The organism is Rhodoferax potami (assembly GCF_032193765.1).
In the GTDB taxonomy this organism is placed as follows: domain Bacteria; phylum Pseudomonadota; class Gammaproteobacteria; order Burkholderiales; family Burkholderiaceae_C; genus Allorhodoferax; species Allorhodoferax potami.
In genome coordinates this window covers 123,511-135,133 of record NZ_JAVBIJ010000002.1, presented here as the reverse complement: position 1 = coordinate 135,133, position 11,623 = coordinate 123,511, and the positions used below count along the sequence as shown (strand labels likewise).

The following is an 11,623-nucleotide window of genomic DNA, read 5'->3' as shown; positions in this document are numbered from 1 at the left end:
TGTCAAACGCAGTTTCGATTTGATACAGCTGTCGAACGCAAACGCGGCGTGGATTTGATACACCGTTGTGTGGGGCGATTGTCTGTTTTGTCTTTGCTTGTCTTTCAAGCAGTCAGTGGCTCGCCACTGACTGCTTGGCGCCCTTAGGCTGCCTGTTCCTCCTGTGTATCAAGGTGACTGCGTTTTCGTTTGAGTAGGGTATTGCTGCTGGCGGCAATCACACCGGCACGCCGCTTATCTTTCAGGCGATAGGAGTCTCCTGAAATCGGGACCACATGGGCGTGGTGGAGCAGTCGGTCAAGTAGCGCCGCTGTCAGCGTGGCATCGTCTGCAAACGTCTGGTCCCATTGCCCAAACGGCAGATTGGAGGTCAGGATGAGACTTCCCACTTCATAGCGTTTGGCAATGACTTGGAACAGAAGATTCGCCTGTTCCCGATTCATGGGAAGGTACCCGACCTCGTCAATGATCAACAGCCGGTAGGGACGCACGATGCGTTTGATAGCCTCTTCCAGGGTGTTCTGCCGTAGTGCCGTGCTCAGTGTCATCAGCAGATCTGCCGCCGTGATGAAACGCGTCTTGATTCCAGCCTGGGTTGCCCTGTAGCCCAAGGCGATGGCCAAGTGGGTTTTGCCCACCCCACTGGCGCCCAGCAAGACCACGTTCTCGCTGCGCTCCACGAAGGCCAGACTGCCAAGCTCCTGTACCAGGGGTTTGGGCACGCCGCTGGCAAACTGGAAGTCAAACTCATCAAGCGTCTTGATGGCGGGGAAGCCCGCTATGCGCGTGAGCATGGCGCGTGTTCTCTCCACTCTGGCTAGAGCCTCGCCACGCAAGGCTTGCTCCAGGAACTCCAGGTACCCCAGCTCTTTCTTGGCCGCCATTTGCCCCAAGTGGGCAAGCTGATCGGGTAAGTTGAGCAGGCGCAGCTGATCACACAGTTCACGCAGTCTTTCCATTTGCAGGCTCATGGTCGTCCTCCTGCTGAGGCTTGGTTGTGCACCAGCGTGTCATACATCGCCAGAGGATGCTGCAGGCCTCGCCATGCCGCGGCTGGAATTGGCCGGACTGCTGCGCCGCTACCGGTGACTTTTTGCAATTGACGCACTGTTCGCCCACTGTAGGCGCTGGGGATGGCCAGCAGATGTGTGCGCTCCTGTTGCAAAGCCAGTGCCGGCACACACCCAGTGGTTCCGTGGATCCGCACATTGGCAACGTCACGCAGCCAGGTGCGCATTTCCCGATTGGCTGTGTCCGCGTCCACCACCAAGCATTGCTGCTTCATACTCGCCACCAATGGCACCCAGAAGCTGCGCCGGATGTAGCCATTCATGCGTTCGACTTTGCCCTTGGTCTTGGCCCGATAGGGCTTGCACACCCGCGGCACAAAGCCATGGTGGTGCGCAAAGTCAGCAAAGGCACCCTGGAACTGGTGCAGGTTCTTGCCGTAGGCGTCACGCTTGAGGATGACGGTCTTCATGTTGTCGTACAGCACTTCACGGGTGACTCCACCAAAGCTCTCGAACGCCCTGACATGGCACGCCAGTAGTGTCTCCAGCTTCATGTCTGTGACAAACTCCGCGAAGGTCGCCCGGCTGTGGCCAAGCGTTGCCACAAACGCCGCCAACATGCCGTCTTTATGCCCAGACTTGCGGAACTCGATCCAGTCCATCTGCATTTGCTCACCGGGCTGGGTCTCGAACCGCACAACCGGATCCGGGCGCGCCTGTGGACGCAACTCCTTGAGGTACTCCTGCAGGATGCGCACGGAGCCCGTATACCCCTGTGCGGCAATCTCACGCTGCAGCACCGTTGCGGGAATCCAATCAGGCTTGGCCGCCTGAATACGTCCAGCCAAGTAGTCCTTGAATGGATCGAGCTTGCTTTTACGTTCCGGCAGTTTCTTCATGGCCGGCGGACCGCCCTCCAAATACTTACGCACCGTGTTGACTGCCATTCCAGTTTGCGCCGATATCTCGCGCAAGCTCAGCCTGTGCTTCCTTAAAACCTTGAGTTCCATGTACTCCTCGTTCGTAATCATTGCCAGTCCCATCCATGGTTCGGATGGCTTGGCACGTTAGTCGAGGTGTATCAATTCCTCACCGCGTTTGCGTGTCATTTTCATACTGCGCGTGACACGAGTTCAAAGCTCAGCGGCACAAACCCCGCATTGCGCGGGGCGTTGGCCTGCTCTTGCCGCCAGTTGCTGCAAAAACCATAAACCAGATTCTTGCTGCCGGTAAAACCCATGGCACGGATCGCCTCAAAGTAAGCCCGCACACTACGGCGCTCACGTTTGCCACGGTAACTGTCGGCTTTGAGCCAATTGGCCAATTGCTCTCGATACGGATCCAGCAGGCTTGGCACAGCTGCGCGCTGTGGGTAGCGCGGCTCCACCATCTGTGATTCATTCAACCACTTGGCTGCGGTGTTTCTGGAGATACGCAGCCGTCTGGCCGCTTCGCGCACGGATACGTTCTCACGTAACACCATACGTCTGAGTTTGCTGAGGATTCCCACGTCTATCACTCCTATGTACCCCTGCTTAAAAATGAAGCAAGGATTGTGGATAACGTGGCTCAGTTTTCGACTGGAATTCCTTTTAAATTGGCCCAGTGTTCAGTTGGAATCAACAGCAGTCTCTCGCACGCTCAAACCGACCTTCATGCACTGGGCGTACTCCAGCAGCAGACTTTTATGCCAGAGGCCGTTTAACGGGGAACCCGTGAGCCCGGTGAAGCTCTTGAAGCACTTCTTGCACCGGTATCGCTGCTCCCCGGACGCAGTAGTCCCCCACCGCTGGAACGCATTACCTTGGCAGTGAGGGCATTGCCCCTCACGTTCCACATGCGCAGTTACGAGCTCCCGCACGGCAGTTTGCTGGGCGAGCTTGCTTACGGTCTCGTCCAGTTGACGCAATTGATGGGGGCTGAGGGACTCTAAGGACTCCACCAACCGCTGGAAATCTCGGCGGCGCATAGCGCCAAAGTGTACTCACCAACACGATAAGGTGACAGAGCCAAAATAAAAGAGCGCAATATCAGTCCCTCACTGCCGCTGCGTTCATATTGGCCGGAATCCATGTTCACGATCCCGGAATCGCCGTTCATCTTCGCCGAAATACGCATCATGTGAACAAGTCCCCCTCAACGGCAGCTCCTGAGGCTGTTGTGCAGACCTGCCCTAGTTGTAGTAACTGGGCGCGCTGCCGCCGGGTCTCCTGCAGGTCTCACCGACCTTGCCTCCCAATTCGACCTCTTTCAATATGCTGACTATTTGACTTTTTATGAACTTTGTTTTCTTCAGCTGGAGACTCCATCAGGGGGAGGGGCTCCGAGAACACGCCCGTCTGATTCTGAATCACATGCGCAATCGGTCTTTGCCCAATAGCGAGCGACAGGCAGAAATCACGTGCAGGCCTCACAGAATCAGATGGGGGATTCCCTCGTCACAACTGGCCTGACCACACGTCAGCCTCGTGAGGAGTTGCATTCGAAAAAAATTGAGGAAATCGTGATAGGCATAAATATTTCATTGCCTTTGATGGATGCAAAAAAAGCAAGGAATTGAAAGGAATTTATTCGTAACAAGGCTACTATTAAAATGTAAATATCTAAGAGCGCTAATATGAAAAAATTGAATTCGGCAAAGGCAAAACCTTCAACAAATCATATTGATGCAGCGATTGATAAAAATGCTCCAGACTTGGTCCAACTTGGAAATCGGCGGATACGAAATAAAAAGAGTGAACGCAACTTACAGAATGAAGATGCTCATCGAGAAAATCTTGAGCCTTTGGAGTTTGGTAGAAACGCTGAACTCGACCCCCCAGAATATTCTGCCGCAGACCAGCGAGCCGTTTTGGATGGTAGCGCAAACCTAGAGGCTGAAGCTGTAACTTCCAACAGTCTTGAGTCATATAGCCGCTTGGGTACTCCAGCAAAATCGGATCCCATCTTATCAATTGATGATCGAGGTAATACAGAAAGCTTTGGTCAAATGATGGAGGCATCTCCATCAAGCGCTGGCTCATCTTCAATTGCTGCTATTTCAAATATTGCTTCAGAAATAGATTCTCTAGAAATTGCTAGCTCTGTTGTTTCTAATGCCTCCTCAGGCCTAGGTATTTTATCCGGTGGCTTAGGTATTCTTTCAGCGACCGCTGTTGTGGTGAATGCCACAAAGAATACGCCATCCACAGCTGAGTCGGCATCAGGAGTGGTGACTCTCAATGGTTCTATCGTTGCTGGACCTGTCGTAGCTGGAAATCAACTCACAGTTGTGGTGTCGAGAGCCGATAATAATGGCGAATTGGGTCGAGTCAAAGTGAATGATGATGGCACTTATTCTGTTAGCTTTGATGCTAAATATACAGGTGTGGTCATTGCTCGGGTTGTTGACGGCGATGATGCCGGAGCGGATTATTTGGATGAAGCAAGTCGATTGCAAATTGATTTGCCGGTGAATTTGCGTGCAGCAGCGGTTATCAATGGAGCTGGGCAGTGCACGTTGGTTATTTCCCCGATTACAGAAATCGCCGTCCGCCAGTTGGATATTGAAGGTAAAGTGGCAGGGGGCTCGGGGTTGGATATAACTTCAGTCAACTCTATAAACTCAAGGGTCTCAACAGTTTTTGGTCTTACTGATATCACTAGGGTAAAGCCGGTAGCTGTTAATGATATTAATTTTTCCTCAGCAGAGGCTGAGTCAAAAAAATACGGATATGCACTTGCCGCTCTTTCGGGAGCAGATCAAAACTTGGTCGGCATGGAGGCTACATTAGCGGCAGTTGCAAATGGTATTTCCTCTAGTGTCGTTCCGACGGTTAGCAACAATGTGCAGCGGATCTTGTTTCAAGGAGCAGATACAGTCGGGACGAAGTTAGGGGTTGATATTTACAACGTAGTTTGTTATCAGTTTAATTTCAGTGAAGCTTCTCGCAATTCTGCCCCCGGCTGGGCTAGTGACGTTAAAGCTCTTGGGCAACAAGATTTGGTCTCAGCTTTGCCGAAGGATATTGCTGGCCTCACGTCAACTCAGCTTTCATTGATGACCGCGCAACAAATTGGTTGGATCCCTCCGGTTGCAATCAGTAGCTTGTCCGGTACGAAAATTTCATTTATCGGAGCGGGCATATCGGGCATGACTGGAACTCAAGCTGCATCTCTTTCAGCTGTTCAAATTGATGCACTTGTTGGGTCTGGTCTGATTCGTAAGCTGTCTTCTGAAGCGCTCGCTTCCTTGCCAAATGCACAAGATGGCTTTAAGTTGATAGTAGGGGGAGCGGGTAATGGCGGCACCGCACCTACGACTCAGACATACAAGGACATCGGAGTCACGGGGGTGGATGCGGGCAACATTGCATCGATCAACGATGCCCTCAAGGGACTGCCCGGTGCGAACAAGGACACGGCCGCTGAAGTACAGGGCATTGTCGACGCCTACCGAAAAGTGCTGGCCGCGGCCGACGCGGTGGCAGGCAACACAGACGCTGCCAATCTGCCCAGTCTGGCTGAGTACGGCAAGATAGGCGTGAGCGAAGTCACTACTATCACTCAGGCAGCGCTGCTGGGCAGCGTGATCGACGGCAAGAACAAGATTGACGCGGATACGGTGTCAGAGATCAAGGCGTTAGCGCTTGCATCCAATGCCGTATTGGAGGCGGCAGCGTCGGCCAATGGAGCCTCGCTGAGCATGGCCCAGCTCGAGCAGCTGGGGATCAAGGGCGTTACGGCGGACAACCTGGCAGCAGTGCGTCAAGCAATAGCTAACAGCGCCGATGATGGCAGCGCCATCGACAGCCTGACCAAGCTGCAAAGCGTGGTGAGTGCAACGACAACGCAAGTCGCAAGCGTGCTGACTGGTTTGCAAAGCTACAACGGCGCTAACGGACAGAGCGCACCTACGACTCAGACATACAAGGACATCGGAGTCACGGGGGTGGATGCGGGCAACATTGCATCGATCAACGATGCCCTCAAGGGACTGCCCGGTGCGAACAAGGACACGGCCGCTGAAGTACAGGGCATTGTCGACGCCTACCGAAAAGTGCTGGCCGCGGCCGACGCGGTGGCAGGCAACACAGACGCTGCCAATCTGCCCAGTCTGGCTGAGTACGGCAAGATAGGCGTGAGCGAAGTCACTACTATCACTCAGGCAGCGCTGCTGGGCAGCGTGATCGACGGCAAGAACAAGATTGACGCGGATACGGTGTCAGAGATCAAGGCGTTAGCGCTTGCATCCAATGCCGTATTGGAGGCGGCAGCGTCGGCCAATGGAGCCTCGCTGAGCATGGCCCAGCTCGAGCAGCTGGGGATCAAGGGCGTTACGGCGGACAACCTGGCAGCAGTGCGTCAAGCAATAGCTAACAGCGCCGATGATGGCAGCGCCATCGACAGCCTGACCAAGCTGCAAAGCGTGGTGAGTGCAACGACAACGCAAGTCGCAAGCGTGCTGACTGGTTTGCAAAGCTACAACGGCGCTAACGGACAGAGCGCACCTACGACTCAGACATACAAGGACATCGGAGTCACGGGGGTGGATGCGGGCAACATTGCATCGATCAACGATGCCCTCAAGGGACTGCCCGGTGCGAACAAGGACACGGCCGCTGAAGTACAGGGCATTGTCGACGCCTACCGAAAAGTGCTGGCCGCGGCCGACGCGGTGGCAGGCAACACAGACGCTGCCAATCTGCCCAGTCTGGCTGAGTACGGCAAGATAGGCGTGAGCGAAGTCACTACTATCACTCAGGCAGCGCTGCTGGGCAGCGTGATCGACGGCAAGAACAAGATTGACGCGGATACGGTGTCAGAGATCAAGGCGTTAGCGCTTGCATCCAATGCCGTATTGGAGGCGGCAGCGTCGGCCAATGGAGCCTCGCTGAGCATGGCCCAGCTCGAGCAGCTGGGGATCAAGGGCGTTACGGCGGACAACCTGGCAGCAGTGCGTCAAGCAATAGCTAACAGCGCCGATGATGGCAGCGCCATCGACAGCCTGACCAAGCTGCAAAGCGTGGTGAGTGCAACGACAACGCAAGTCGCAAGCGTGCTGACTGGTTTGCAAAGCTACAACGGCGCTAACGGACAGAGCGCACCTACGACTCAGACATACAAGGACATCGGAGTCACGGGGGTGGATGCGGGCAACATTGCATCGATCAACGATGCCCTCAAGGGACTGCCCGGTGCGAACAAGGACACGGCCGCTGAAGTACAGGGCATTGTCGACGCCTACCGAAAAGTGCTGGCCGCGGCCGACGCGGTGGCAGGCAACACAGACGCTGCCAATCTGCCCAGTCTGGCTGAGTACGGCAAGATAGGCGTGAGCGAAGTCACTACTATCACTCAGGCAGCGCTGCTGGGCAGCGTGATCGACGGCAAGAACAAGATTGACGCGGATACGGTGTCAGAGATCAAGGCGTTAGCGCTTGCATCCAATGCCGTATTGGAGGCGGCAGCGTCGGCCAATGGAGCCTCGCTGAGCATGGCCCAGCTCGAGCAGCTGGGGATCAAGGGCGTTACGGCGGACAACCTGGCAGTAGTGCGTCAAGCAATAGCTAACAGCGCCGATGATGGCAGCGCCATCGACAGCCTGACCAAGCTGCAAAGCGTGGTGAGTGCAACGACAACGCAAGTCGCAAGCGTGCTGACTGGTTTGCAAAGCTACAACGGCGCTAACGGACAGAGCGCACCTACGACTCAGACATACAAGGACATCGGAGTCACGGGGGTGGATGCGGGCAACATTGCATCGATCAACGATGCCCTCAAGGGACTGCCCGGTGCGAACAAGGACACGGCCGCTGAAGTACAGGGCATTGTCGACGCCTACCGAAAAGTGCTGGCCGCGGCCGACGCGGTGGCAGGCAACACAGACGCTGCCAATCTGCCCAGTCTGGCTGAGTACGGCAAGATAGGCGTGAGCGAAGTCACTACTATCACTCAGGCAGCGCTGCTGGGCAGCGTGATCGACGGCAAGAACAAGATTGACGCGGATACGGTGTCAGAGATCAAGGCGTTAGCGCTTGCATCCAATGCCGTATTGGAGGCGGCAGCGTCGGCCAATGGAGCCTCGCTGAGCATGGCCCAGCTCGAGCAGCTGGGGATCAAGGGCGTTACGGCGGACAACCTGGCAGTAGTGCGTCAAGCAATAGCTAACAGCGCCGATGATGGCAGCGCCATCGACAGCCTGACCAAGCTGCAAAGCGTGGTGAGTGCAACGACAACGCAAGTCGCAAGCGTGCTGACTGGTTTGCAAAGCTACAACGGCGCTAACGGACAGAGCGCACCTACGACTCAGACATACAAGGACATCGGAGTCACGGGGGTGGATGCGGGCAACATTGCATCGATCAACGATGCCCTCAAGGGACTGCCCGGTGCGAACAAGGACACGGCCGCTGAAGTACAGGGCATTGTCGACGCCTACCGAAAAGTGCTGGCCGCGGCCGACGCGGTGGCAGGCAACACAGACGCTGCCAATCTGCCCAGTCTGGCTGAGTACGGCAAGATAGGCGTGAGCGAAGTCACTACTATCACTCAGGCAGCGCTGCTGGGCAGCGTGATCGACGGCAAGAACAAGATTGACGCGGATACGGTGTCAGAGATCAAGGCGTTAGCGCTTGCATCCAATGCCGTATTGGAGGCGGCAGCGTCGGCCAATGGAGCCTCGCTGAGCATGGCCCAGCTCGAGCAGCTGGGGATCAAGGGCGTTACGGCGGACAACCTGGCAGTAGTGCGTCAAGCAATAGCTAACAGCGCCGATGATGGCAGCGCCATCAACAGTCTGAGCAAACTTCAAACCTTGGTATCTGGCGCAGCTTTTTCTCCAAGCGATGTCCAATTGTCAAACGACACCGGCAGTTTCTCCACAGATTTTGTAACAACGGTCAATAACCAGACCATCAGTGCAAAACTCAGCACCGTTATCTCTGCTGGTGACACATTGGAAGGATCTGTGAATAGCGGCGCTACCTGGGAAAAAATAAACAGCATGGTCACTGATCGCGCCATCACTTGGACGGGCGTGACTCTGAATTCCGGTGTCAACAACATAGTATTCAGGCTGACCAAGCAAGATGGTAGTCAATACCTCAGCAGCGCGCAGACCTACACCCTGGACAACACCGCACCTGCGGCACCCACCCTGGTGCTGGATGCAGCCTCGGACACGGGCATCAGCAACAGCGACCGCGTAACCAACAACAACACACCCACCATCAGCGGCACGGCTGAATCCGGCAGCAGCGTCAAGCTGTATGACGGCAGCACGCAAGTGGGCAGCGCCACGACCGGTGGCGACGGCAAGTGGAGCATCACGCCGGGCAGTGCCCTGGTCAATGGCACGCACACCCTCACGGTCAAAGCCACCGATGCGGCGGGCAACGAGTCTGCGGCCTCAAGTCTCAACGTGACGATAGATAAAGAAAGCCCCAGATTGAGCAGCAACACGCCTGTGGACGACGCTACAGATGTGGGCATAAGCGCCAATCTGACGCTGAGCTTCAGTGAAAACATTGCGCTGGGCAGCGGCAACATCACGCTCAAGGCGATCGATGGCGCTGCTGATGTAGTCATTGATGTTGCCAGCCACAGCAACCAGCTCAGCATCAGCGGCAATACGCTCACCATCAACCCGAGCAGCGATTTGGCGAGAGGCAAGCAATACGCCGTACAAATAGGCAACACAGCCATTACAGATACCGCAGGCAATACCTATGCAGGCATCAGCGACCTGAATACGCTGAACTTTACGACATCCAACTCGCAACCCGGCGACGCCTCAATTAGCCTGGGTTCAATGGGTAAGCTTATTGCTCCAATTCAAGTGGAAGGTAATTGGTATTACTTCTATGACAAAAGTGGCAATGGCGTTGCGGATTCCGCGGATGCCATTTCATTAGAACAATTAGCCATCAATTTAGGAACTATTGCCAGCGCGATCACCGAGAGCAACCGGACGTTCACGATTAACGGCGTTACGGTGAAATTGCCTACTTATGGCGGCCCGGTGGGGGTCGACGGTAAGCCAACGAGTTTTGGTGCTAAAAACGGCACCAGTTACAGCGCAAATCCGCTAGTTAGCGGGGATAACCTTAATGACCCTACGCCCAACGGCAACGCTACCTACAACGACTATCTGGCGATTTGGGATGGTATTAACGGCAGTGGAACCGGAACCGGTCAGTACGGCGTGCCGGCTGGTTGGCTCCCCATCGTCAACTACTGGTCTGCGACGCCCTCGCCAAATGGCCACGCCATGGTCAACCTTGGTGCCGGCATGTACGGTGGCGAAGTCGTCGCCTGGACTGACAACTTCACCGCTTACTTTGCCTTTCAGGTATTGTGAGGCGGTTTTCGCGGAGCGACATTCTCAAACCTTGTTTGAGCCACCCGCAGCCGTGCGCTCATCTTGTTCAAGGCAGCCATGCCTTGCGGATTCTGAGGTGGCGGTAGTTGGGGCCGTCCGGCAGGAAGAAGGTTTTGAGGGGGCCGAGTTCGTGCTCGTAGATGTGCTTGCGCAAGCGCCAGGTGCTGGCGTGCCCATAGATGCCGTAGTAGCTGTTGAGGGTGGCCAGCATGCGCTGCAGCAGCGCGGTACCCGTGGGCGTGGATGGCCTGGTGGTTGGCCAGCCAGCGTTGCCAACTGCCACTGGGCTGCTGCATGGGGTGGTGCGTATCGTGCGGGAACACCAAGGCCCTGAACCAATGCAGCCGCCGCTTCAAAGCACGTACTGCGCGTTGACGGGTCAGGCGGTGGTGGGGGTGGACGATGGCGCCCAGAAAATCAGCGCCCTGGCTGCAGCGTTGCAGAACAGTTTTTGTGGGATGCAGCTGCAGGCGCAGCCGCTCTTGCAGGAATTGTTCAATGCGGGCTTTGTGCACCAGCAGGGTCTGGGGGGCATCAGCCAGCAGGACAAAGTCGTCAACGTAGCGTATGTAGCCGCGCACCTTGAGGGTGTGTTTGACGAACTGATCGAGCTCGTTGAGGTAGACGTTGGCAAAGAACTGGCTGGTGAGGCTGCCAATCGGCATGCCAACACCGGGCGGTGCGCCAAAAAGAGACTTGTGCGGCGGTACGCGCGCCAGCAGGTCGATGTCGCCGCTGCGCCGGGGCGGAGGCTCGGTGGGCGATTGTTGAATGATGGCGGTTGCCACTTGGTCCAGCTGCTGGCGTGTGGACGCAGGCCAAGGCAGTTTGGGCAAGGCGGTTTGCCGCAGCTGCAGCAGGATGCGGCGGTCGATGCTGGGAAAGAAGGCCCGGATGTCGAGTTGGCAGTACCACCGGTGTCCGGGTTGGCGCATGAAGTGCTGCAGGCGCCCGATAGCGGCTTGCGTGCCCTTGCCTTGCCGGTTGGCGTAGCTGTCGTCAATAAACCGCTTGTTCCACCAGGGTTCAATGTGTTGTACCAGCCATTGCTGGACCAGGCGGTCGGCGAAGGCCGGAGCAAAGATTTCGCGCAGCTTGGGGTCGGTGACGGCAAAGACCGTGAAGCCGCTGGGCCTGTAGTGGCCGCTGGCAATGTCATGCGCCAATGCAAGCACCATGTTGGGCAGCTGCAGCAGATGCGCGCTTGTGTTCGCTGTTGCTGGCTTTGGCGGCGCAGGCAAACAACTGCCGG

The 11,623-nt window shown here is 56.1% G+C and carries 7 protein-coding genes and 2 pseudogenes; 1 reads left to right on the top strand and 8 read right to left on the bottom strand.

Going from position 1 to position 11,623, the window contains the following annotated elements; genetic code table 11:
* Positions 1 to 143: 143 nt before the first annotated feature.
* The 7 genes and pseudogenes from istB to RAE21_RS19300 all read right to left on the bottom strand — a co-directional run bounded on the left by istB (position 144) and on the right by RAE21_RS19300 (position 4,232).
* Entirely contained in the window at positions 144 to 971 is an 828-nt protein-coding gene (gene istB / locus RAE21_RS19325) for an IS21-like element helper ATPase IstB (RefSeq protein WP_313879687.1), read from the bottom strand.
* Positions 968 to 2,041 carry an IS21 family transposase gene (istA, locus tag RAE21_RS19320; RefSeq protein WP_428984048.1) on the bottom strand — a complete coding sequence of 358 codons (1,074 nt, stop codon included), beginning with the start codon at positions 2,039 to 2,041 and terminating at the stop codon, positions 968 to 970. The genes istB and istA overlap by 4 nt, the downstream gene beginning before the upstream one ends.
* Positions 2,042 to 2,139: 98 nt before the next feature.
* Positions 2,140 to 2,520, bottom strand: a pseudogene (locus tag RAE21_RS19315) (IS21 family transposase); the annotation flags it as partial.
* Positions 2,521 to 2,631: 111 nt separating this feature from the next.
* A pseudogene (locus RAE21_RS19310) lies at positions 2,632 to 2,979 on the bottom strand (transposase); the annotation flags it as partial.
* A gap of 204 nt (positions 2,980 to 3,183) precedes the next feature.
* On the bottom strand, positions 3,184 to 3,306 hold the full coding sequence (locus RAE21_RS19395) for a transposase (RefSeq protein WP_428984074.1): 123 nt from the start codon (positions 3,304 to 3,306) through the stop codon (positions 3,184 to 3,186).
* 316 nt (positions 3,307 to 3,622) lie between these two features.
* Positions 3,623 to 4,033 carry a hypothetical protein gene (locus tag RAE21_RS19305; protein WP_313882795.1) on the bottom strand — a complete coding sequence of 137 codons (411 nt, stop codon included), beginning with the start codon at positions 4,031 to 4,033 and terminating at the stop codon, positions 3,623 to 3,625.
* The gene (locus RAE21_RS19300; protein WP_313882794.1) at positions 3,996 to 4,232 is read right to left on the bottom strand and encodes a hypothetical protein; all 237 of its coding nucleotides are present in this window, start codon (positions 4,230 to 4,232) and stop codon (positions 3,996 to 3,998) included. The genes RAE21_RS19305 and RAE21_RS19300 overlap by 38 nt, the downstream gene beginning before the upstream one ends.
* Before the next feature lie 1,009 nt (positions 4,233 to 5,241).
* Here RAE21_RS19300 and RAE21_RS19295 point away from each other — a divergent pair.
* Positions 5,242 to 10,350, top strand: coding sequence for an Ig-like domain-containing protein (locus RAE21_RS19295; RefSeq protein WP_313882793.1), 5,109 nt, complete (start codon positions 5,242 to 5,244; stop codon positions 10,348 to 10,350).
* Here RAE21_RS19295 and RAE21_RS19290 read toward each other — a convergent pair.
* On the bottom strand, positions 10,338 to 11,549 hold the full coding sequence (locus RAE21_RS19290; RefSeq protein WP_313882739.1) for a reverse transcriptase/maturase family protein: 1,212 nt from the start codon (positions 11,547 to 11,549) through the stop codon (positions 10,338 to 10,340). The genes RAE21_RS19295 and RAE21_RS19290 overlap by 13 nt on opposite strands.
* Positions 11,550 to 11,623: the final 74 nt, after the last annotated feature.

What these genes read in the sequence shown, in the direction of transcription:
- istB (WP_313879687.1), bottom strand. Translation starts at nt 971, where the DNA reads ATGAGCCTGCAAATGGAAAGACTGCGTGAACTGTGTGATCAGCTGCGC.
- istA (WP_428984048.1), bottom strand. Translation starts at nt 2,041, where the DNA reads ATGATTACGAACGAGGAGTACATGGAACTCAAGGTTTTAAGGAAGCAC.
- RAE21_RS19305 (WP_313882795.1), bottom strand. Translation starts at nt 4,033, where the DNA reads ATGAGCCAGCGCTTGATGGAGATGCCTCCATCATTTGACCAAAGCTTT.
- RAE21_RS19290 (WP_313882739.1), bottom strand. Translation starts at nt 11,549, where the DNA reads ATGGTGCTTGCATTGGCGCATGACATTGCCAGCGGCCACTACAGGCCC.